A 22,029-nucleotide genomic window follows, 5' to 3' on the forward strand; every position below is an offset into this window, starting at 1 on the left:
TGGCTCGGCCGCGCCGTGAAGGAGTTCCGCGTCCTCCTCCTCGATCAGCGCGGCACCGGCCGCTCCACCCCCGCCAACCGTCAGACCCTGCCGCTGCGCGGCGGTCCGGCCGAGCAGGCGGACTACCTGGCCCACTTCCGCGCCGACTCCATCGTCAAGGACTGCGAGCTGATCCGGCGCCGCCTCACCGGCGGCGCCCCCTGGACCGTCCTCGGCCAGAGCTTCGGCGGCTTCTGCGCCACCCACTACCTCTCCACCGCACCCGAGGGCCTGGACACCGTCCTCGTCACCGGCGGCCTGCCCTCCCTCGACGCCACCGCCGACGAGGTCTACCGCGCCGCGTACCCCCGCGTCCGGCGGAAGAACGAGGCCCACTTCGCCCGCTACCCCCAGGACGCCGAACGGGCCCGTGCGATCGCCGCCCACCTCCTCGACCGGGAGGTCACCCTCCCCGGCGGCGGCCTCCTCACCGTCGAGGCCTTCCAGTCCCTCGGCATCCTCCTCGGCTCCGGCGAGGGCACCCACCAGCTCCATCTGCTCCTGGAAGGCGCCTTCGTGCCCACCCCGGGCGGGCACGAGCTCTCCGACGCCTTCCTGGAGCAGGTCCAGGCGCACCTCTCGTACGCCGGACACCCGCTGTACGCCGTGCTCCACGAGGCCATCTACGCCCAGGGCCGGGGCCCCACCGACTGGGCCGCCGAGCGCGTCCGCGCCGAACACCCCGAGTTCGACGCCCGCACGGCGCTCGCCGAGGGCGCACCGTTGCTCTTCACCGGCGAGACCGTCCACCCCTGGCACTTCACCACCGACCCCGCCCTGCGCCCGCTCCGCGAGACCGCCGAACTGCTCGCCGCGCGCACCGACTGGACCCCGCTGTACGACCCCGAGCGCCTCGCCGCCAACCGGGTCCCGGTGGCGGCCGCCGTCTACCACGACGACATGTACGTCGACACCGCGCACTCCCTGGAGACCGCGCGCGCCGTGCGCGGCCTGCGGACCTGGGTGACCGACGAGTTCGAGCACGACGGGGTGCGCGCCGGCGGGCCGCGCGTCCTCGACCGGCTCCTCGCCCTCGCCCGGGACGAGATCTGACCGGACGGTCCCGGCGGAGCGGCATAGGATTCGGCGCGCAATCGATCAGCAATGACGCACGACGTCGGACGCGGGCGGGCCGGGGCGCGCCCGGCCCGCGGCACGAGGGGGCCGGATGGCGGCACGCGAGACACCGGCCTCCGGCCGGGAGCTGAAGTTCCGGGCCCTCATGGCGGAACTGCGGCGGGGCATCCTCGACGGCACCTGGCCCCCCGGCAGCAAGCTCCCCACCGAGCGGGCCCTCGCCACCGAGACGGGTCTTTCCGTCACCACCGTCCGCCGCGCCTACGAGGACCTCGTCGCCCTCGGCCTCGTCGAACGGCGCCAGGGCGCGGGCACCTTCTCCGCCCACCGGCCCGAGCGGGACCGGGCCGACCGCCGGATCGTCGGCGTCCTCGTCCCCGACACCGCCTTCTACTACCCCCGCGTCCTGCAGGGCATCGAGAAGGAACTCGCGGCGGCCGGCGCCCGGCTCGTCCTCGCCTGCTCGCACTACGACCCCGCCGAGGAGGACGCCGCCGTCGAACGGCTCCTCTCCGCCGGGGTCCACGGGCTCCTCCTCGTCCCCAGCCTGCACACCGCGACCGACCCGGGCCGGCGCGCCGAGGAGCTCCTCGCCCTGCCCGTCCCCGCCGTCCTCGTCGAACGCCGGCTCGCCGCCCACGGTCCGGGCGACCCCACCGAGCACGTCTGCACCGACCACGAGGGCGGCGCCTACGACGCCGTGCGCCACCTGCGCGCCCTCGGCCACGAGCGGCTCGGGCTCGTCGCCCGCACCGACGCGCCCACCACCGCGCCCATCGAGTCCGGCTTCGCCCGCGCGCTCACCGACCTCGGCCTGCCCGCCGCCCCGGCGTACGAGCGGGACGTGATGGCCCGCTGGGACCCGGACCGCGCCGACCGGGCGCTCGCCGCGCTGCGTTCCGCCGGGGTGACCGCCGCGCTCTGCTTCGGCGACCGGGAGGCCGCCCTGCTGCTCGGAGCGGCCCGCCGCGCCGGGCTCCGGGTGCCCGAGGAGCTCGCCCTGATCAGCTACGACAACGAGTTCGCCGATGTCGCCGAGACCCCGCTGACGGCCGTCTCGCCCCCCAAGTACCAGCTCGGCCGCCTCGCCGCGCAGATCCTGCTCCGGCGGCTCGCCGAGGGCGACGCGGCCCCGCTCCACCAGGTGCAGCTGAGACCGCGCCTCGTGGTCCGGGCCTCCTGCGGCGGACGGACCCGGGGAGCCGTGTGAAAAGTCCAAGCAATGAGCGCGAATTGCTCATGGTGTGCTCCGTCCGCGTGCGGATACAACTCGGTCCGGACCCGTGAGGGCCCCTGCGAGGAGAGGACCCGGACCATGAGCACCCACGTCAGCGCGGAGATCGCCGGCCAGCCCGACTGCTGGCGCCGCGCCGCCGAGATCGCCGACCGCGACACCGGCCTGCTGCCGGCCCGCGGCGAGCGCGTGGCGGTCGTCGGCTGCGGCACCTCGTACTTCATCGCCCGCGCCTACGCGGCCTTGCGGGAGTCCCTCGGCGCGGGGGAGACCGACGCGTTCCCCGCCTCCGACGCGACCCCGCTCGGCCGCGGCTACGACCGGATCGTCGCCCTCACCCGCTCCGGCACCACCACGGAGGTCGTGGACCTGCTCGCCCGCGCCGCCGGCCGCGTCCCGGCGCTCGTCGTCACCGGGGTCCCCGACAGCCCCGCCGGGCGCCTCGCCGACCGGATCGTCGACCTGGGCTTCGCCGACGAACGCTCCGTCGTCCAGACCCGGTTCGCCACCACCGCCCTCCAACTCCTGCGCGCCGGGCTCGGGGTGGACCTCGGACCGGCGATCGCCGACGCCGAACTCGTCCTGTACGAGCAGTTGCCCGCCGCCTGGGAGCGGCGCGGTCAGTTCACCTTCCTCGGCACAGGCTGGACCGTCGGGCTCGCCGACGAGGCGGCGCTCAAGCTGCGCGAAGTGGCCCGTGCCTGGACGGAGTCGTACGCGGCGATGGAGTACCGCCACGGTCCGATCAGCATCAGCGACCGGGCGAGCCTGGTCTGCTGCCTCGGCCCGGCCCCGGCCGGCCTCCGGGACGAAGTGGAGTCCACCGGCGCCCTGTTCGCCGCCGACGCGATCGATCCGGTCGCGGCCCTCGTCCGCGCCCAGCGGCTCGCGGTCGCCCTCGCGGCCCGGCGCGGCCTCAACCCGGACCGCCCGCGCCACGTTTCACGGTCGGTGATCCTCGCCGGAGCGTTCCGCCCCACGGTGTCGGACGCGACCCGTATCCTGCGCTCATGATCGACACGGATGCCACGGACCTTCTGGAGATGCCCGGCGACTGGCAGCGCGCGCTGTGCGTCGTCGCCCACCCCGACGACCTGGAGTACGGCTGCGCGGCGGCGGTCGCCGCCTGGACGGACCGGGGGAAGGAGGTCGCGTACGTCCTCGCGACCCGGGGCGAGGCCGGCATCGACACCCTCGCCCCCGACGTCTGCGGGCCGCTCCGCGAGCGGGAGCAGCGGGACAGCGCCGCCGTCGTCGGCGTGGACACCGTCGAGTTCCTCGACCACCGCGACGGCGTGATCGAGTACGGGCTCGGCCTGCGCCGCGACATCGCGGCCGCGATCCGCCGCCACCGCCCGGAGCTCGTGATCACCCTCAACCACCGGGACACCTGGGGCGGGGGCCCGGGCGCGCCCTGGAACACCCCGGACCACCTGGCCGTCGGCCGCGCCACGCTGGACGCGGCCGCCGACGCGGGGAACCGCTGGATCTTCCCCGAACTGACCGAGGAGGGCCTGGAGCCCTGGAACGGCGTCCGCTGGGTCGCGGTCGCCGCCTCCAGCACGCCGACCCACGCGGTCGACGCGACCCCGGGCCTGGACCGGGCGGTCCGCTCCCTCCTCTGCCACCGCGCCTACATCGAGGCCCTGACGGACGAGGACCCCGAGGAGTACGTCCGCACCTTCCTGACCACGGCGACGTCCCGAGCCTCGGCCCGCTTCGGCGACCGGCCGGCGGTGACGTTCGAACTCTTCGGCCGATAGGGCCCCTTGGGGGCTCGTCCGTTCCACGGGGGCAGGACGGTCGGGCGGGTGACCGGAGCCCGTGACGCAGCACTCGAATCGGGAGAGGTCCTGCCGGGCGAGTACGCCGTCCGCCCTCCCGTGGTGGACGGACGGCCGGGCAGGCCGTTGGAGGAGAGCCGCTTCGCGCTGCGCCTGACCGGTCGGGGCCTGCAGTTCCGGCACGGTGCCGACCGCATCCGGAGCCACATCTGGTCCGAGGTCCGCCTGACGCCGGTCAAACAGACCCTGCTCCTCGTCCACCAGGGGACCAGGTACTCGCCGAGCTGCTGACCGTGCCCGGACCGGCCGGCTGGGACGCCCTGTTGCTCGGTGCTCAGCGGCTGCGCGCGCAGCCGCTGAGGCGAGGGCCGACCGGTCACCCCCTCGGCGCGGGCTTCAGCACCGCGAAGATCGCGTCGAAGGGGTCGGCGAGCCAGGCGATGCGGCCGACGCCGGGAATGTCGGCGGCGGGCATCAGGACCGAGCCGCCGTTGCCCTGGGTCGAGAGGGCGATGGCGTCGACGTCCTCGACCGCGAAGTACGGGATCCAGGTGGGCGTCATCCCTTCCTGGGCCTCCGCCACTCCGCCGAAGGAGGCCTCCTCCTGGTCCCCCTCGGCGGTGGAGACGACGCGGTAGGTCATGCCGGGTGCGTCCATCTCCGACCAGCGCCAGTCGAACAGGGTCCGGTAGAAGTCGAGCGTGGACTCCGGGTCGGGGACGTGCAGTTCGGCCCAGAGGAGGGTGTTGGCGGAGGAGGTCCGCTCCAGGCCCCGCACCCTGCCCGGCTGCCAGACGGCGAACTCGGCGCCGGCCGGGTCGGTGAGGCAGGCCATGCGGCCCGCGTCCATGACGTCGAAGGCCTCGACGCGCACACGGCCGCCCGCGGCCTCGGCGGCCTTCTGGGTGGCGTCCGCGTCCGGGGTCTGGAAGTACACCGTCCAGGCGCTGCGCGCGTCCCCGTCGAGCGGCCCGAGCGCGCCGACCGTGGCGCCGCCCTGCTGGAAGAAGCCGTAGCCGCCGGCGTCCGGGCCCGCCGAACGGAACTCCCAGCCGAAGACGGAGCCGTAGAACGCGGCGGCGGCCTCGGTGTCGGGGCTGCCGAGGTCGATCCAGTTGGGGGAGCCCTTGGTGAACTGCGTACCGAGCATGGAGGTGTCCCGTCCTTGTGTCGTCCGTGGCCGAATGTGGTCACCAAGGCCGATCCTCACCTGCGGCCCCGCGCGGCGCAGCCGCAATCGCCCTCTTTCATCCGGCCGGCCGACGGGCCGCCGCCGCTTCGAGATCGGCGAGCAGCAGCTCGTTGCCGATCGCCACGCCCGCCCGGTAGCCGCGGCTCACCGCGTTGACCACCTGTTCCTGCGGGCCCGTGACGTTCCCGGCCGCCCAGACGCCGGGGACGCTCGTCCGGCCCGTCTCGTCGACCGCGACGAACTCCCCGAACGGGGTCTCGCGCAGCTCCGCGCCCAGCTCCCTGAGCACCGCGTCCCGGGCGGAGAGGCGCCGCGCCCCGACGAAGACCACCGAGCGCGGGACGAACCGCCCGTCGGAGAGCCGGACGCCGGTCAGCCGGTCCTCCTCGACGGCGAGCCCGGCGACCTCGCCGGTCACGACCTCGACCCCGGCCGCGTCGAGCAGCGCGGCGTCCCGGGCGGAGAGCTCGCCGGCCGTGTGCAGGAAGAGCGTCACGTCCCTGGACCACCGCGAGACCATCAGTGCCTGGTGTGCGGGCATGTCGGGGTGGGCGATCACCCCGAACGGCAGGTCGCGGACCTCCCAGCCGTGGCAGTACGGGCAGTGCACCACGTCCCGGCCCCAGCGCTCCGCCACGCCGTCGATCTCGGGCAGCTCGTCGACGAGCCCGGTGGTCACCACGAGCCGCCGCGCGCGCACGCGCGTGCCGTCCGCCAGGGACACGCGGAAGCCGTCGTCGCCGTCCCGTGCCGCGCCGCTCACCCGACCGTCCCGCACGACCACGCCGTACGCGGCGAGTTCGCGGCGGCCGGCCGCCAGGTAGTCGGCGGGGCTCGCTCCGTCGCGGGAGAGGACCCCGTGCATGTGGGCGGCCGGGGCGTTGCGGGGTTCACCCGCGTCGACGACCAGGACGCGCAGCCGTGAGCGGCCCATGATGAGCGCCGCGCTCAGTCCGGCCGCGCCGCCGCCGATCACCACCGCGTCGTACGTGCCTGAGAGGGGAGGAGTGTTCTCGTTCATGGGGGGAGAGTGGCTCCGTCGGTGAACGTGCGGCAAGAATCCTTGCCGTTTCTGCAAGACTGACGCCATGACCGAAGACGACCGCATCGACGCCGTGCTGACCGAGGTCGGCCCCCGGCTCCGCCGTGTCCGCCGTGACCGCGGGGTGACGCTCGCCGAGCTCTCCGCCGCCACCGGCATCTCCGTGAGCACCCTGTCCCGGCTGGAATCCGGACAGCGCAAGCCCAGCCTCGAACTGCTCCTGCCGCTCGCCCGCGCCCACCAGGTCCCCCTGGACGAGCTGGTCGGGGCCCCGCCGGTGGGCGACCCCCGGGTCAAGGCCAAGCCCATCGTGCGCCACGGACGGACGATGTACCCCCTGACCCGGCAGCCCGGCGGGCTCCAGGCGTACAAGGTGATCCAGGAGAAGGCGCACGAGGCGCCGGAGCCCCGGGTGCACGAGGGGTACGAGTGGCTGTACGTGCTCTCCGGGAGGCTCCGGCTCGTCCTGGGCGAGCACGACGTGGTGCTGACCGCCGGTGAGGCGGCCGAGTTCGACACGCGCGTCCCGCACTGGTTCGGGCCGACGGCCGACGGTCCGGTGGAGTTCCTGAGCCTGTTCGGGCCGCAGGGGGAGCGCATGCACGTCCGGGCGCGCCCCAAGAAGTCCGGCTGACCGGTTCCCCCGAGACAAGCGACCGCTTAGTATGCCACCGACCGCTCGGTACGGAGGAGGCATTCCGGATGCAGGCATGGCGTGTGTACGAGAACGGCGAACCGCGCGCGGTGATGCGCCGCGAAGAGGTGGAACCGCCCGCGCCCGGAGACGGCCAGGTCCTCCTCAGGGTCCGCGCGGCGAACGTCAACTTCCCCGACGCGCTGCTCTGCCGCGGCCACTACCAGGTGCGGCCCCCGCTGCCCTTCACCCCCGGCGTCGAGGTCTGCGCCGAGACCGAGGACGGGCGCCGGGTCATCACGACCGCCGCCCTTCCGCACGGCGGCTTCGCCGAGTACGTCCTCGCCGACGCCGCCGGGCTCCTGCCCGCCCCGGAGGCGCTCGACGACGCGGAGGCCGCCGCACTGCACATCGGCTACCAGACCGGCTGGTTCGGCCTGCACCGCCGCGCCGCCCTGCAGGAGGGCGAGACCCTCCTCGTCCACGCGGCGGCGGGCGGCGTCGGCAGCGCCGCCGTCCAGCTCGGCAAGGCGGCCGGCGCCACCGTCATCGGCGTCGTCGGCGGCCCGGAGAAGGCGGCCGTCGCCCGCGCCCTCGGCTGCGACCTGGTGATCGACCGCCGCTCCGAGGACGTCGTCGCCGCCGTCAAGGCCGCGACCGGCGGCCGGGGCGCCGACGTGATCTACGACCCGGTCGGCGGCGAGGCCTACCGGCAGTCCGCCAAGTGCGTCGCCTTCGAGGGCCGGATCGTGATCGTCGGCTTCGCGAGCGGCGACGTCCCCGCCCCCGCCCTCAACCACGCGCTGGTGAAGAACTACTCGATCCTCGGCCTCCACTGGGGGCTGTACGCGGCGAAGGACCCGGCCTCCATCGGCCGCTGCCACGAGACCCTGACCGCCTACGCGGCGAAGGGGATCGTCAAGCCGCTCATCGGCGAACGCGTCCCCTTCGCGGCCGCGGCGGACGCCGTCCAGCGCGTCGCCGACGGCACCACCACCGGCCGCCTGGTCGTCCTCCCGGAAGGAGCCCACGCATGACCGACGCCGAGGAACTCCGCTCCCGCACGCGGCGGTTGCTCGCCGAGCACCCGCCCGCCACGACCGACCGCACCGACTTCCTGAAGGCCCGCTTCGACGCCGGGCTCGCCTGGGTGCACTACCCCGTCGGCCTCGGCGGGCTCGACGCGCCCCGCGCGCTCCAGGCCGTCGTCGACGCCGAACTCGCCGCCGCGGGCGCCCCCGACAACGACCCGCGCCGGATCGGCATCGGCCTCGGCATGGCCGCCCCCACCCTGCTCCAGTACGGCTCCGAAGAGGTCAAGAAGCGCTTCCTGCGGCCCCTCTGGGTCGGCGAGGAGGTCTGGTGCCAGCTCTTCAGCGAGCCCGGCGCCGGCTCCGACCTCGCCGCGCTCGGCACCCGCGCCGTACGCGACGGCGAGGACTGGGTGGTCGACGGACAGAAGGTGTGGACCTCCAGCGCCCACATCGCCCGCTGGGCCATCCTCATCGCCCGCACCGACCCGGACGCCCCCAAGCACCGGGGCATCACCTACTTCGTCTGCGACATGACCGACCCCGGGGTGGAGGTCCGGCCGCTGCGCCAGATCACCGGCGAGGCCGAGTTCAACGAGGTCTTCCTCACCGGCGTCCGCATCCCCGACGCCCACCGCCTCGGCGAGGCCGGCGACGGCTGGCGGGTCGCCCAGACCACCCTGATGAACGAGCGGGTCTCCATCGGCGGCGCCCGCATCCCACGCGAGGGCGGAATGATCGGGAAGCTCGCCGCGACCTGGCGCGAGCGCCCCGAGCTGCGCACCCACGAGCTGCACCGGCGCCTCCTCGACCTCTGGGTCGACGCCGAGGTCGCCCGGCTCACCGGCGAACGCCTCCGCCAGCAGCTCGTCGCCGGACAACCCGGACCCGAGGGCAGCGCGATGAAGCTCGGCTTCGCCCGCCTCAACCAGGCCATCAGCGGCCTGGAGGTCGAACTCCTCGGCGACGAGGGCCTGTTGTACGGCGAGTGGGAGATGCGCCGCCCCGAACTCGTCGACTTCACCGGCCGGGACGCCGGATACCGCTATCTGCGCTCCAAGGGCAACTCGATCGAGGGCGGGACCAGCGAGGTGCTCCTCAACATCGTCGCCGAGCGGGTCCTCGGCCTGCCGCCGGAGCCCCGCAACGACAAGGACGTCGCCTGGAAGGACCTCGCCCGATGACCTCACCGACGCAAGCGCTCGACCTGCTGTACTCCGAGACCGAGGACGACCTGCGGGCCGCCGTCCGCGCCCTGCTCGCCGACCGGGCGGGTCATCGGACCCTGCTCGACCGGATCGAGACGGACGACCCGTACGTCCCCGGCCTCTGGAAGTCCCTCGCGGGCGACATCGGTGCCGCCGGACTGCTCGTCCCCGAGGAGCTCGGCGGCCAGGGCGCGAGCCACCGCGAGGCCGCGGTGGTCCTGGAGGAGCTGGGCCGCGCGGTGACGCCGCTGCCGTACCTCACGAGCGCGGTGGTGGCCACGGAGACGCTGCTCGGCCTCGCGGGGCAGGGCGGCCCCGCGGCCGAGCTGCTCGCCTCGCTCGCCTCCGGCGAGCGCGTCGCGGTCCTGGCCGTACCGTTCTCGACCGCGCCGCATCCGGCGCCGGACACCTCGGGAGGGCCGGTGCGCGGGGTCGCCGACGCGGCCGCCGCCGACGTGTTCCTCGTCCCGCGCCCCGACGGGCTGTACGCGGTCCCGGCCGCCGGTGCCGTCGTCACCCCGCTGACCCCGCTCGACCTCACCCGACCCCTGGCGGTCGTCGACGCCGGAGACGCCGGGGGCACCCGGCTCGCCGACGGCGAGACCGCCCGCGCGGCCGTCCGGCGCGGACTCCTCGCCGGATCGGGGCTGCTCGCCTCCGAGCAGCTCGGGCTCACCGAGTGGTGTCTGGAGGAGACCGTCCGGCACACCCGCGAGCGTCACCAGTTCAACCGGCCCGTGGGCTCCTTCCAGGCCCTGAAGCACCGCATGGCCCAGCTCTGGCTGGACCTCGTCGGGGCCAGGGCCGCGGCCCGCGCCGCCGCCGACGCCCTCGCCACCGGCGCCCCGGACGCCCCGCTGACCGTGGCGGTGGCCCAGGCCTACTGCTCCAAGGTCGCGGTCCGCGCCGCGGAGGAGTGCGTGCAGCTGCACGGCGGGATCGGGATGACCTGGGAACACCCGGCGCACCTGGCGCTGAAGCGGGCCAAGTCCGACCAGATCGCGCTGGGTTCGGCGGGCCGCCACCAGGACGCGATCGCGGCTCTGACGGATCTGCCCGCGCCCGAGTGAGGCCCCGTGTCCGCACCCCTCCACGCACCGTCGAACCGGTCCCCGGGAGGGGTGCGGACACGATGACCGCCCGACCCGCCCGCGGTGCGGCGGCCGCGGCACCGCCGGTGCGGCCGCGCGGTCGGGCGGTAGGACCGCCCGGTCACCGCCCCCTGACCGAATCTCACCCGTATGGACGCCCCGCCATACGCCCGGACGGACCGTGCGTTCCGCCACACTGTCCGCCGAACGCCGCAATTCCGGTGCGGCGACGGAGGGACGTGAGAGCGATGGCCGTTTCCATTTCTGTCGTGGTGCTACTGCTGGTGCTGACCGTGATCTTCCTGCGCAACGGCGGTCTGAAGGTCACGCACGCACTGGTCTGCGCCCTGCTCGGTTTCTTCCTCGCCGGCACCAGCATGGCGCCCACCATCCACAACGGCGTGGCAGCCACCGCCAACGTGGTCTCCAGCCTCAGGCCGTGATCGTCACGGCTCCGTGAACTCCCGTGAACTGTTGTGAACCGCCCATGAAACACAGGGCAGTTCCATGTACATTTCACGGACTCGGTCCTAGCGTCGGCCGCCGGCGCGACACACGTCAGGACCCGAGGAGCCGCCTTGACCACCCCACCGCCCCGCAGCCGAGCACGCGCGCTCGCGCTGGTCGCCGCGCTCGCGGCGACCCTTCTGGCGGGCTCCGCGCCCGTCGCCCAAGCCGAGGAGATACCCCTCGCCCCCGGTCACCGTCTCGTCGCCCCCTACGAGGGCGCCCCCGCCACCGCGCGGCCCGTGCCCGGCGAGGCGCCGCCCCAGCACCCGTACCTCGCCCCCAACGGCCGCAGCGGCATGCACGCCGACGGCGCCGGCAGCGGCACCCACCCCTGGTCCGGGCCGCTCGGGCGCGACCCGCGGGTCGACAGCGAGAAGATCGCCGCCGTCGGCGGCGAGTGCGCCACCGTCACCTTCGACGCCGGCGGCCGCCTCGTCACCGTCTGCGGCACCTTCAGCGGATTCCTCCTGAAGCTGCTCGACCCGCGCACCCTGGACACCCTCGCCGAGTACCAGCTGCCGCAGCGCTCCTCCACCGTCGAGGCCATCACCCGCCTCGACTTCGAGAAGATCTTCAAGGACACCTCCGGCGGCGCCTACTTCTACCTCGACGACCGGGACCGGGTCGTCCTCGCCGACTCCCGGCAGCACGTCCTGCGCGTCGCCCACCGCCAGAACGCCGACGGCGCCTGGGAGTTCACCGTCGAGGACGACTGGGACCTCACCTCCCTCGTGCCGCACGACTGCGTCACCTGGACCAACCTCTTCCCCAGCGGCGCCTGCGACCCCGTCACCTCCGTCATGCCGGACTGGGACGGCCGCATCTGGTGGGTGACCCGCCTCGGCCGCGTCGGCACCGTAGACCCCGCGACGGGAGCCCTGCGCGTGATCCGGCTCGACGGCGAGGAGATCCAGAACTCCTTCTCCGTCGCCGAGGACGGCGTCTCCATCGTCACCGACCACGCCCTGTACGCCTTCCGCGCCGACGCCGACGGCGTCCCCCGCGTCCAGTGGCGCGAGACGTACGACCGGGGGACCGGCACCAAGCCCGGCTCGGTGAACCAGGGTTCGGGCACCACCCCCGACCTCTTCGGCACCCGGGGCCGGTACGTCGCCATCACCGACAACGCCGACGACCGCATGAACGTCCTCGTCTACCGCAGGGGCGCCGACGTGCCCGCCGGCGAGCGGCTCGTCTGCAAGGTGCCCGTCTTCGGCCCCGGCGCCTCCACCACCGACAACTCCCTGATCAGCTGGGGTGACAGCCTCGTCGTCGAGAACAACTACGGCTACGAGAACCCCGGTACGCTCCTGTTCGGCCGCAGCGTCGTCGGCGGCGCGACCCGGATCGACGTCCGCGCCGACGGCAGCGGCTGCGACACCGTCTGGGAGAGCGACGTCCGCTCGCCCTCCACGGTCCCGAAGCTCTCCACCGCCAACGGACTGCTCTACTTCTACGAGAAGCGCCCCAACGCCTGGGGCATCGACGCCTGGTACCTCACGGCGGTCGACTTCCGCACCGGGCGGCGCGCCTTCTCCCGCTTCACCGGCACCGGCCTCGCCTACGACAACAACTGGGCGCCGATCACCATCGGCCCCGACGGCACCGCGTACGTGGGGGTCTTCAACGGCATCGTCGCCGTCCGCGACACCGCCTGACGCACGGCGGCGCGGCGCCCCGTGGCGCCGCGCCGCACCGCTCACTCGAACTCGGGCAGGTCCCCGACGGTCGTCTTCTGGTCGATCACGGCGAAGGCGGCACCCTGCGGGTCCACGATCGCCGCGAACCGGCCGAACGGGCTGTCCATCGGCCCGAACACCTTCTGCCCCTTGAGCGCCACGGCCCGGTCGACGGCCAGGTCGCAGTTGTCGACGGCGAAGTAGACCTGGATGTACGAGGGGATCTCCGGCGGGAAGTCCTCGTCCGACATCACCATCCGGCCGAGCACCGGCCGCTCGCCACCGACGTCGAAGACCCGGTAGTCCATGTGCTCGTCCTTGATCTTCTTGGAGCCGTAGCCGAAGACCTCGGTGAAGAAGGCGTCGGACTTCGAGGGCTCCCGGGTGAAGACCTCGGCCCAGGCGTACGAGCCGGGCTCGCCCTCCCGCTCGAAGCCCTCGTGCGCACCGGGCTGCCAGACGCCGAACGCGACGCCCGCCGGGTCCTGGGCGATGCACATGGAACCGAAGTCGCCGACCCGCATCGGCTCCATCAGGACGGTGCCGCCCGCACCCCGGATCCTCTCCGCCGTCGCCGCGACGTCCGGCGAGGCGAAGTACAGACACCAGGCCGAGCGCGGCTCCCCGTCCTGTCCCGGCATCGGCGGGACGACGGCCGCGACCGCCTTGCCGTTCTTGTACGCCTGCGTGTAGTTGCCGTATTCCGTGGAGGCCTCGCCGAAGGTCCAGCCGAGCACATCGCCGTAGAACGTCTTGGCGCCCTCGACGTCGGTGTACATCGCGTCGGTCCAGACCGGTGTGCCTTCAGGTCGTGCGGCCATGACGGTGACTCCCACTTCGGATTCGATGATGTGTTCCTGTGTCACGCTAGCCACGGTCGCCGGGCCTCGCGCGGTGACGCACCGGGAGCGCCGGCTTCAGTCGGGCAGCCGGCTCAGGCCGTAGCGGTGGAACGGGCCGTCGGGGATCGGGAGCCCGGGCCGCCACACCCTGAGCACCTGCGCCGACGGCAGGAACAGGGCCTCCGGCAGGCGGTCGGGGTCCGTCCACTCCCAGCGCTCGATCTTGTCCGGCTCGGCCACGGCGGGCACGCCCCGGAAGCCGCGCACCACGGTGGCCGCGGTCATCCGGGTCAGCCGCGTCGAGGTCACCGTGTCCAGGAGCAGCCCGACGACCTCCACGTCGGCGGCGTCGGCGAGCAGCGTCGTCTCCTCGGCCAGCTCGCGCACCGCCGCCTCCTCGATCGACTCGCCCGGTCCGACCTTGCCGCCCGGCAGTTCCCACACCCCGGAACGGTCCAGGCCCAGGAGGACCCGCCCGGCCCCGTCGGTCACCACGACCCCCGCGCCGAGCGAGGCTCCGGCGGACGGCGGCTCGGTGTTGCGGCGGGCGGTGGCGGCGTGATCTGCGGTCGTCATGGGCCCTGTCTACCAGGCGTCACCGACACACAAGAAAAAACCGCAAACCTCTTGAAACGGGCGGAAAAGGGAGGAGACTCGTTCTTACACCGGACAACCGGAGAGAGCCGCACCCGCCGACGGAGACGTCCGAAGGCCCGCGTGACCCTGATCCAGGCTCTGGCCAGGCCCCCGGCGGGGCCCATCGGGCACGGAGCGGTCGGCGACGGCCGACGCCCACGCGACCGATCAGGACCGCCGGGGACTGTCATGTCCAGGACCCCGCGGCCTCCGGCGGCACCACCGCCACCGGACAGTGCGCGTGATGCAGCACCGCATGGGCCACGGAACCGATGAGCAGCGAGCCGAAGCGGTGCCGGTGGTGCCGCCCCACCACCACCAGGCCCGCGTCCCGCGACCCCTCCACGAGCCGGCCCGCCGCGTCCCCCGGCACCGCCACCGGGACCAGCTCCACCCCCGGCCACCGCGCCGCGAACGGCCGCAGCCGCTCCTCCTGCTCCCGCTCCGCCTCCTTCACCAGCTCCTCCGTCTCCTCCACCTCGTCCGCGAGGGGCAGCGGCGGCGGCACCTGGAGCGCGGGAGAAGGCGCCGGAAGGAGCGCGCCCTGCGGCGGGGGCAGCCGGAACGCCGTCACCGCCTCCAGCGGCACGCCCCGGTGGTGGGCCGCCTCGAAGGCGAACTCCACCGCCTCGTCCGGGGTCTCCTCCGTGTGCAGGCCCAGCAGCACCCGCCCGGCCCCGGCGTCGTCCGCGAGCGCGGCGGCGCGCGCCTCGTGCGGGACGACCACCAGCGGGCAGGGAGCCGTCATGGCCAGCGTCCGGCTGGTCGAGCCGAGGAGCAGGCTCGCGAAACCGCCGTGCCCCCGGGAACCGGTCACGAGCAGCCGCGCCCCCCGCGCCGCCGCCGGCAGGGCGTCCGTCACGGACCCGTCCAGCGAGTCGTACCGCACCGGCACGCGGTGCCCCCGCTCCTCGACCACCGTCCGTACGGCCCGCGCGACCGTGTCGGGAAGCTCCGGAGCCGTGCCCAGGGAGGCGATACGGGCGGCACCGAGCTGGAGCGCGTCCGAGCGCACATGGGCCACCACCAGCGGCGCGCCCAGGCCCTCCGCGGCGCTCAGCGCCCACTCCAGGGCCCGGAGACTGTGCTCGGACCCGTCCACGCCGACGACGACCGGCGGCTCGTACGCGGTGCTGGCGTCACTCATGGGGGGATGCCTCCCGCGCCCGGAGAAACGCCACGCCGGTCCGTACCGAAGCGCTTCGGTACGGACCGGCGTGGCGGGACGATCAGGCGTGCCGGGGGCCGATCGGACAGGCGGACGGGGAGCCGGTCAGGCGCCCTGCTGCCGGCGCGCCCGCTCCTCGTTGCGCTCCTTGATGCGGATGGTCTCCTTGCGGACCTCCGCCTGGGTGGCCCGCTCCTTCCGGAGCCACTCGGGGGACTCCTGCTTGAGCGCGTCGATCTGCTCGGTGGTCAGCGGCTCGGTGATGCCGCCGCGCGCGAGACCGGAGATGGAGACGCCCAGCTTCGACGCGACCACCGGGCGGGGGTGCGGACCGTTCTTGCGCAGTTCCTGGAGCCAGGCCGGCGGGTTGGCCTGGAGCTCGTTCAGCTCGGTGCGCGAGACGACACCCTCCTGGAACTCTGCGGGGGTGGCCTCGAGGTACACACCCAGCTTCTTCGCCGCGGTCGCGGGCTTCATCGTCTGGGTGTTCTGGTGCGACGTCATGGAGTCAAGGGTATCGAGCATGCGGGCGAGCTCCGACCACGGCGGCTACCGGTAACCTGGCGGGGTGACAGGCACGGACGCTTCCTCCTCGGACCCCCTCTCTTCCTCCGCTTCCCCTTCCCCCTCCTTCCGGCTCGCCTACGTGCCGGGAGCGACCCCCGCGAAGTGGGTGCGGATCTGGAACGAGCGCCTGCCCGACGTACCCCTGACGCTCCTCTCCGTGACCCCCGCCGAGGCCTTCGGCGCGATCCGGGAGGGCGCCGCGGACGCGGGCATCGTCCGGCTGCCCGTCGACCGGGACGACCTCAGCGCGATCCCGCTCTACACGGAGACGACGGTCGTCGTCGTCCCCAAGGACCACCTGTTCGCGGCCGTGGAGGAGGTGTCGGCCGAGGACCTCGCCGACGAGCTCGTCCTGCACCCCCTCGACGACACCCTCGGCTGGGAACGGCCGCCCGGCCGCCCCGCCATGGAGCGCCCGGCCACGACGGCCGACGCGATCGAACTGGTCGCCGCGGGCGTCGGCGTGCTCGCCGTCCCGCAGTCGCTGGCCCGGCTGCACCACCGCAAGGACCTCACCTACCGGACCCTCGTCGGCGTCCCGCAGTCGCGGGTGGCCCTGTCGTGGCCGGCGGGGGACGAGGCGCCCGACCTGGTGGAGGAGTTCATCGGCATCGTGCGCGGCCGCACCGTGAACAGCACACGGGGCCGCCGCGCCGAGGAGAAGAAGGGCCAGAAGCAGCCCAGGCAGCAGAAGGCCGCGAAGCCGGCGAGGTCCGGGAAGCCGGCCGGCGGCTCCCGCACCGCCGGCCGCCCCCCGGCGTCCCGCAAGGGCGGCGGAGGCACCGGCCGGAGCGGGAAGCCGCGCCGCGGCCGCGGCTGAACCGTCCGCACGGCGGACGCCCGGCGCCCCGCCTCCGGCACCTCGGCATACTGACCCCTCCTGATCACCGAATCGATCATCGAATCGGTCACCGAGATCATCCAGGAGGAGCTTTGGCCGCCAGTTTCAGGACCGTCGTCGAGGTGGCACCGGACCACCTCGCGCAGGCCCGGTCCATCGACCGGGTGTTCCAGGAGGCGATCGCCCCGGCGACCGTCAACTTCGACTTCGAGGCGATCCACCGGGCGGCCTCGGCCGTTCCGGACAGCGACGTGGTGAAGATGGTCCGGGGCTGGGGGCTCCAGGAGCACGCCCCCGTCCTCGTCATGGTCCTCTCCCTCAAGGAGGCCGTCCGCCAGGCGCTGCCGCCGGAGTGCGCGGAGGCCGGCTTCTGGGCCACGGTCGAGCGGGAGCTCGTCCAGGCCTTCACCGGACTCGCCGCGCAGGAGGGGCAGCCCGGACTCTCCTTCTACGAGGAGTCCGGGGACCGCACCCGCTTCTACCGGGACCTGTTCTTCGCCCTCCAGGACGAGGAGACCGGGGGCCACATGTACGCCCTGGCCTTCTGCGTCGACGTGACCGTCGAGCTGCCGAAGGCCGAGGCCCTCGCGCTCGACCTGACCGACGTCGTGCCCTTCGCGGTGCGGCTGAACGCGATCGTGCTCCGCCAGGCGCTGGGCGCCCCGGTCTCCGTCTGACCCGGACGACCCGCTCCGCACCGGCCCGCCGTCCCGGGCCGGATCCGAGGAACGCGGAAGCCCTCAGCCCCGCAGCCGCAGCCGGCTGCCCCGCGCCGCCGCGACGAGCTCCGGCACCGTGGCGAGCTTGACCCGCGGACGCCCCGCGTCCCGGCCCCGCGCCCGCTCGGCCCGGTCGATGGAGGCGAGCCCGCGCGCGTCGACGAGCCCCCGTCCGCTGCGGCTCCGCGCGAGGCGGCGGAACTCCCGGGAGGTGCCCGTCGGCTTCGGCAGCACCCCGGCGACCGCGTCCGCGAGCAGCGTCCCGACCGTCTCCTCGGCGCAGGCCCGGTTGGCCCCGATGCCCCCGGAGGGCCCGCGCTTGATCCAGCCGACGACATAGCTGCCGGGCAGTCCCGCGACCCGTCCGGCCTCGTGCGGCACGGTGCCGGTCGTCTCGTCGAACGGCAGCCCCGCGAGCGGTACGCCGCGGTAGCCGACGGCCCGTACGAGGAGCCCGGCCGCGATCTCCGCACCGGACGGCTCTCCCTCCTCCGTCACCCGGACCGCCCGCACGCCGTCGGTGCCGAGGGCCTCGACCGGGGCGGTGTGGAAGCGCAGCACGATCCGGCGCCTGCCCCGCGCCGGGGACCGCGTCCAGTCCACCGCCTCCCGGTCCACGCCCTGCAGGAGCGCGGCCTTCGAGCCGGGCGAGGCCGCGTCGATCGCCGCGCCGGTGCGCGGGTCGCGGTCGTCGACGACCAGGTCGACCCCGGGCAGGTGCTTCAGGGCGAGCAGTTCGGAGGTGGTGTACGCGGCGTGCTCGGGGCCCCGGCGGCCCAGGAGCACCACCTCGCGGACCCGTGCGTCCCGCAGGGCGGCCAGCGCGTGGTCGGCGATGTCCGTACGGGCGAGGGCGTCGGGGTCCGTGACGAGGACGCGGGCGACGTCGAGCGCCACGTTGCCGTTGCCGACCACGACGACCCGCTCGGCGGAGAGCCCGACTGCGTCCGCGCCGGTCTCCGGATGCGCGTTGTACCAGGAGACGACGGAGGTCGCCGAGACGCTGCCCGGCAGGTCCTCGCCGGGGATGCCGAGCCGCCGGCCGGAGGGCGCGCCCACCGCGTAGACCACCGCGTCGTGGTGCGCGGCGAGCTCCTCGGGGGTGATGTCCGTGCCGATCTCGACGCCGAGCCGCATGCGGACCCGGGGGTGGGAGTGGAAGCGGGCGAAGGCCTCCCCGGCCCCCCTGGTCGTCGGGTGGTCCGGTGCCACGCCGTACCGGACCAGGCCGCCGGCGACGGGCAGCCGGTCGATCAGCGTCACCTCGGCGTTGGTGTGCAGGAGGAGGTCCTCGGCGGCGTACATGCCGGCCGGTCCCGTGCCGACGATCGCGACGCGGATCGGGGCGAAGTCGGCGGGGATCGAGCGGTCGAAGACCGGCTCGCCCCAGCTGTGGAAGGTCGGCGAGGCGAGGACCGGCGCGGGCTCGCGTTCCGCGTAGTAGGCGGCGTTGATCCCCTCGTACTCCCGCAGCCGCTCGGTGAGCCGGTCGGCCGGGAAGATCGCGTCGACGGGGCAGGCGTCGGCGCAGGCCCCGCAGTCGATGCAGCTCTTCGGGTCGATGTAGAGCATCTCCGTGGTGCCGAAGTCCGGCTCGTCCGGCGTCGGGTGGATGCAGTTGACCGGGCACACGGCGACACAGGTGGCGTCGTTGCAACAGGTCTGGGTGATGGCGTAGGTCATGTCGTCGGCTCAGCTCGGATCCGGGGGAGGGGGTCAGATGAGGTTCGCACGCTTGTAGAAGAAGAGCGCGGGCCGGGTCAGCAGGCGGGCCGAGGCCAGGAACTCCATGAGGCCGGCACAGCTGGCGCGCATCTGCGCCTTGTAGTGCTCGTTGGCGGCGGCCTCGCGCCGGGCGCGCACCGGGTCGAGGCCCGCCTTCGCGTAGACGTCGGGGCTGACCAGGCTGGTGACGATGTAGTACGCGGCGATGGCGACGACCAGGGCGTGGAAGTTGCGGCGGGCCCGGCCGGCGTGGGCCAGTCGGCGGCGCGTCTCGTCCCGGGCGAACTTCATGTGCCGGGACTCCTCGACGACGTGGATGTTGTTGATCGTGCGGACGAAGGGGACGACCCGCTCGTCGCGCATCCAGTCGCGCTGCATGACGTCGAGGACCTCCTCGGCGACGAGGATGCCGGCGTAGGCGGCCTCGCCGAAGCCGACGGTCTTGAAGGCCCTGCCGAGTTCGAGCACCGCCCGCCTGGGCCGGTAGGCGGGGGCGCCGAGCTTCTGGGCGCCCCGGGCGAACATGATGGAGTGGCGGCACTCGTCGGCGATCTCGGTGAGGGCCCACTGGAACCGGGGGTCGGTGGGGTCCTTGGCGTACATGTCGCGCAGCACCATCTGCTGGAGGATCATCTCGAACCAGATGCCGGTGCTGGCCACCGAGGCGGACTCCTGACGGGTCAGCTCCTTGCGCTGCTCCTCGCTCATCTCGTTCCAGTAGGCGGTCCCGTAGAGGCTGTTCCACTCCGGGCTCTGGCCGTGGAAGTCCTTGTCGAGGGGGGTGTCCCAGTCGACCTCGGCGGCGGGGTCGTAGGAGAGCTTCGCGGCCGACAGGAGCAGCCGCGCGGCGACGTCGTGGTCTTCGTTGTCGGGGCGGACGGTGCTGCTTGCCATGGTGCGGCTCCTCGGGGTCGCTCGAGCGGCTCGGGCACTTGTTAGACGTCGCGTCTAGCAAGCTTGTTAGACGGAACGTATAGCAAGGGCCCGGGGGAGGCCTACCCCTCGGTGCGACTTTCTTTCCACGGGAGTTACCGCGGGTACGCGAACGGGGCCGGAGCCGTCGCGGCTCCGGCCCCGTTCCCGGGTCGGTATGTACTAGAAGGTCAGGTTCCAGGCGTCGATCCTGCCCGTGTCCTGGTTCGCGTTGTCGTTCACGCGCAGCTTCCAGACACCGTTGGCGACCTCCGCCGAGGCGTCGACCGTGTACGTCTGGGCGATGTTGTCCGTGCCGCTGCCGGTCCGGTTGTGCAGCGTGTACACGGTGCCGTCCGGGGCCACCAGGTCGACCTTCAGGTCACCGATGTAGGTGTGCTTGATGTCGACGCCCACCTTGAGGCCGGCCGGCGCGTTGCCCGTCACGCCGCTGACCGTGATCGGGCTCTCGACCGTGGAGTTGTCCGCGATCGCGTAGTCCGTGAGGTTCTCGAAGTACGCCCCGGGCGGCGGGGTGGAGCCGCCGACGGCCTTCAGGGCGTCGACGCGGCCCTCGCCGAAGAAGCTGTTCTTCGTGGTGGTGCCGGTGCAGCGGGCGTCCGAGGGGCAGGCCAGGTCGGTGGCCTGCTCGCCGAGCTTCGCCCGGATGTCCGCCGGGGTGTACGCCGGGTTGGCGCTGGCCAGCAGCGCGGCCACGCCGGCGACGTGCGGGGAGGCCATCGAAGTGCCGCTCAGCGAGGCGTACTTGCCGCCGGGGACGGTGCTGTAGACGGACTCGCCGGGGGCCGAGACCTCGATGACGTCACGGCCGTAGTTGGAGAACGAGGCCTTGGAGGTGCCGCTGGTGCCGTTCGCCGAGACCGTGACCACGCCCGGCAGCTCGGCCGGGATGTCGAGGCAGGCGTTCGTGATGGTCCGGGTCACCGGCGTCGAGTCGTTCGGGCTCGACGAGTCGGTGGTCTTGTTGGCCAGGTCGACGTTGGAGTTGCCGGCCGCCGCGACCTGGAGGGAGCCCTTGCTCTCGGCGTACGCCTGGGCGCGGCCCACGCCCTCCAGGATGGCCGCCTGGTCCAGGTTGTCGGGGCAGTTGAACTGCCACGGGTCCGTGTAGTAGCTGTTGTTGGTGACCTTGAAGCCGTGGTCACCGGCCCACACGAGGCCGCAGATGGTGTTCTCCGCGAAGAACAGCGTGGTGCCGGGCTCGGCGATGCGCACCGAGGAGATCTTCACGCCCGGCGCGACGCCGATGGCGCCCTTGCCGTTCTTGGCGGCCGCGACCGTGCCGGCGACGTGGGTGCCGTGCTGGTCGACGTCGCGCCAGGCGCCGACGCGGGTGTCCGTCTTGCCGTAGGCGCAGGAGACCGAGTCGGCGGCGTTGAAGTTCGGCGCCAGGTCCTGGTGCTGGTCGTCCACGCCGGTGTCCAGGATGCCGACCTTGACCGTGGCGGAGCCCTTGTTGACGGCCCAGGCCTGGTCGGCCTTGATCTGGGTCATGTCCGAACGGACCGGCTCCGTCGTGGGCGCGGCGGCCTGCGAGGGGTTGGCCGGGAGCGCCGGGTTGTAGGCGTCGGCGGGCACGTCGGAGGTGCGGGTCGCGCCGACCTTCTGGACGCCGGAGACGCCGCGCATCGTGGTGGCGAAGGAGGCGGAGGCCGAGTGCGCGACGATCACGCCGATCGCGTCGTACGAGGCGAAGACCGAGCCGCCGTTGTTCGCGATGGCGGTGCGGACGGCGGTGGTGTCGCCCGGGGTCGTGATGACCAGGTAGGCGCGGGTGCCCGCGGCCCAGGCGGCGGGCGCCGCGGCGATCGCGGGAGCGGCGGCCGGGCCGGCCGAACGGACCGCGAGGGGCTCGTTGTCCAGCGGGGCGGCCTGCGCGATGCCGACGGTCGTGCCGAGCGCCAGGGACGTGCCGAGCGCGAGGGCCGAGAGTCTCATGCGGCCGGATATGTGGGAAAACAATGCGTCCTCCGATGACCCGGTGGCGCGGGTGGCGCCGGCCGGGCCCTGTGATGTGTGGGGTGGACGCAAGATCGCAGACAAACGGGGCGGAAGGAAGTCTTCTGTCCGACAAGCC

Annotated in this window: 22 protein-coding genes; 13 read left to right on the forward strand and 9 right to left on the reverse strand. The window is 73.6% G+C overall.

The features are described from left to right. The 5 genes from K7G60_RS01155 to K7G60_RS01175 form a co-directional block, all read left to right on the forward strand. Positions 1-1,092, forward strand: a 1,092-nt coding sequence (locus tag K7G60_RS01155) for an alpha/beta fold hydrolase (RefSeq protein WP_225798861.1), incomplete at its 5' end; no start/stop codon positions are given. Positions 1,093-1,207: 115 nt separating this feature from the next. Next, positions 1,208-2,326, forward strand: a complete 1,119-nt coding sequence (locus K7G60_RS01160) for a substrate-binding domain-containing protein (RefSeq protein WP_225798862.1) — start codon at positions 1,208-1,210, stop codon at positions 2,324-2,326. 105 nt (positions 2,327-2,431) lie between these two features. Beyond that, a complete protein-coding gene (locus tag K7G60_RS01165; protein ID WP_225798863.1) occupies positions 2,432-3,364 on the forward strand; it encodes an SIS domain-containing protein in 933 nt (310 codons plus the stop codon). Then, positions 3,361-4,113, forward strand: a complete 753-nt coding sequence (locus K7G60_RS01170; protein WP_225798864.1) for a PIG-L deacetylase family protein — start codon at positions 3,361-3,363, stop codon at positions 4,111-4,113. The genes K7G60_RS01165 and K7G60_RS01170 overlap by 4 nt, the downstream gene beginning before the upstream one ends. Positions 4,114-4,161: 48 nt before the next feature. Beyond that, complete coding sequence (locus K7G60_RS01175) at positions 4,162-4,425, forward strand: hypothetical protein (RefSeq protein ID WP_225798865.1); 264 nt, start codon at positions 4,162-4,164, stop codon at positions 4,423-4,425. Positions 4,426-4,510: 85 nt separating this feature from the next. Here the strand turns inward: K7G60_RS01175 and K7G60_RS01180 are convergent, their stop codons facing one another. Then, positions 4,511-5,284, reverse strand: a complete 774-nt coding sequence (locus tag K7G60_RS01180) for a VOC family protein (protein WP_225798866.1) — start codon at positions 5,282-5,284, stop codon at positions 4,511-4,513. A 97-nt stretch (positions 5,285-5,381) separates the two neighbouring features. Then, the gene (locus K7G60_RS01185; protein WP_225798867.1) at positions 5,382-6,347 is read right to left on the reverse strand and encodes an NAD(P)/FAD-dependent oxidoreductase; all 966 of its coding nucleotides are present in this window, start codon (positions 6,345-6,347) and stop codon (positions 5,382-5,384) included. A gap of 67 nt (positions 6,348-6,414) precedes the next feature. Here K7G60_RS01185 and K7G60_RS01190 point away from each other — a divergent pair, with 67 nt between their 5' ends. The 6 genes from K7G60_RS01190 (at position 6,415) to K7G60_RS01215 (ending at position 12,500) form a co-directional block, all read left to right on the forward strand. Then, the gene (locus K7G60_RS01190) at positions 6,415-7,002 is read left to right on the forward strand and encodes a helix-turn-helix domain-containing protein (protein WP_225798868.1); all 588 of its coding nucleotides are present in this window, start codon (positions 6,415-6,417) and stop codon (positions 7,000-7,002) included. 68 nt (positions 7,003-7,070) lie between these two features. After that, entirely contained in the window at positions 7,071-8,039 is a 969-nt protein-coding gene (locus K7G60_RS01195) for an NADPH:quinone oxidoreductase family protein (protein WP_225798869.1), read from the forward strand. Then, positions 8,036-9,217: an acyl-CoA dehydrogenase family protein gene (locus tag K7G60_RS01200; RefSeq protein ID WP_225798870.1), complete on the forward strand. Its 1,182-nt coding sequence runs from the start codon at positions 8,036-8,038 to the stop codon at positions 9,215-9,217. The genes K7G60_RS01195 and K7G60_RS01200 overlap by 4 nt, the downstream gene beginning before the upstream one ends. After that, positions 9,214-10,311 (forward strand): acyl-CoA dehydrogenase family protein, encoded by a 1,098-nt coding sequence (locus K7G60_RS01205; protein ID WP_225798871.1) that lies wholly within the window; start codon positions 9,214-9,216, stop codon positions 10,309-10,311. The genes K7G60_RS01200 and K7G60_RS01205 overlap by 4 nt, the downstream gene beginning before the upstream one ends. Before the next feature lie 269 nt (positions 10,312-10,580). Next, complete coding sequence (locus K7G60_RS01210) at positions 10,581-10,775, forward strand: hypothetical protein (protein ID WP_225798872.1); 195 nt, start codon at positions 10,581-10,583, stop codon at positions 10,773-10,775. A 135-nt stretch (positions 10,776-10,910) separates the two neighbouring features. Beyond that, positions 10,911-12,500: a hypothetical protein gene (locus K7G60_RS01215; protein ID WP_225798873.1), complete on the forward strand. Its 1,590-nt coding sequence runs from the start codon at positions 10,911-10,913 to the stop codon at positions 12,498-12,500. Positions 12,501-12,541: 41 nt separating this feature from the next. Here the strand turns inward: K7G60_RS01215 and K7G60_RS01220 are convergent, their stop codons facing one another. From K7G60_RS01220 to K7G60_RS01235, 4 genes are all read right to left on the reverse strand, one after another. After that, on the reverse strand, positions 12,542-13,342 hold the full coding sequence (locus K7G60_RS01220; RefSeq protein ID WP_225798874.1) for a VOC family protein: 801 nt from the start codon (positions 13,340-13,342) through the stop codon (positions 12,542-12,544). A 96-nt stretch (positions 13,343-13,438) separates the two neighbouring features. Then, entirely contained in the window at positions 13,439-13,939 is a 501-nt protein-coding gene (locus K7G60_RS01225) for an NUDIX hydrolase (protein ID WP_225798875.1), read from the reverse strand. Positions 13,940-14,186: 247 nt separating this feature from the next. Beyond that, the gene (locus K7G60_RS01230; RefSeq protein WP_225798876.1) at positions 14,187-15,146 is read right to left on the reverse strand and encodes a universal stress protein; all 960 of its coding nucleotides are present in this window, start codon (positions 15,144-15,146) and stop codon (positions 14,187-14,189) included. A gap of 126 nt (positions 15,147-15,272) precedes the next feature. After that, positions 15,273-15,671 carry a DUF5997 family protein gene (locus tag K7G60_RS01235; protein WP_225798877.1) on the reverse strand — a complete coding sequence of 133 codons (399 nt, stop codon included), beginning with the start codon at positions 15,669-15,671 and terminating at the stop codon, positions 15,273-15,275. 64 nt (positions 15,672-15,735) lie between these two features. Here K7G60_RS01235 and K7G60_RS01240 point away from each other — a divergent pair, with 64 nt between their 5' ends. Both K7G60_RS01240 and K7G60_RS01245 read left to right on the forward strand, forming a co-directional pair. After that, complete coding sequence (locus tag K7G60_RS01240; RefSeq protein ID WP_225798878.1) at positions 15,736-16,554, forward strand: LysR family transcriptional regulator substrate-binding protein; 819 nt, start codon at positions 15,736-15,738, stop codon at positions 16,552-16,554. Positions 16,555-16,667: 113 nt separating this feature from the next. Continuing rightward, on the forward strand, positions 16,668-17,252 hold the full coding sequence (locus K7G60_RS01245) for a Type-2Aa cytolytic delta-endotoxin (RefSeq protein WP_225798879.1): 585 nt from the start codon (positions 16,668-16,670) through the stop codon (positions 17,250-17,252). Between the two features lie 63 nt (positions 17,253-17,315). On the opposite strand, the gene K7G60_RS01250 is transcribed toward K7G60_RS01245, so the two are convergent. The 3 genes from K7G60_RS01250 to K7G60_RS01260 all read right to left on the reverse strand — a co-directional run bounded on the left by K7G60_RS01250 (position 17,316) and on the right by K7G60_RS01260 (position 21,890). Next, complete coding sequence (locus K7G60_RS01250) at positions 17,316-18,977, reverse strand: FAD-dependent oxidoreductase (RefSeq protein ID WP_225798880.1); 1,662 nt, start codon at positions 18,975-18,977, stop codon at positions 17,316-17,318. 33 nt (positions 18,978-19,010) lie between these two features. Then, on the reverse strand, positions 19,011-19,913 hold the full coding sequence (locus K7G60_RS01255; protein ID WP_225798881.1) for a diiron oxygenase: 903 nt from the start codon (positions 19,911-19,913) through the stop codon (positions 19,011-19,013). A 201-nt stretch (positions 19,914-20,114) separates the two neighbouring features. Continuing rightward, positions 20,115-21,890 carry a S8 family serine peptidase gene (locus K7G60_RS01260; RefSeq protein ID WP_225798882.1) on the reverse strand — a complete coding sequence of 592 codons (1,776 nt, stop codon included), beginning with the start codon at positions 21,888-21,890 and terminating at the stop codon, positions 20,115-20,117. Positions 21,891-22,029: the final 139 nt, after the last annotated feature.

The organism is Streptomyces sp. NK15101, assembly GCF_020400725.1.
In the GTDB taxonomy this organism is placed as follows: Bacteria; Actinomycetota; Actinomycetes; order Streptomycetales; family Streptomycetaceae; genus Streptomyces.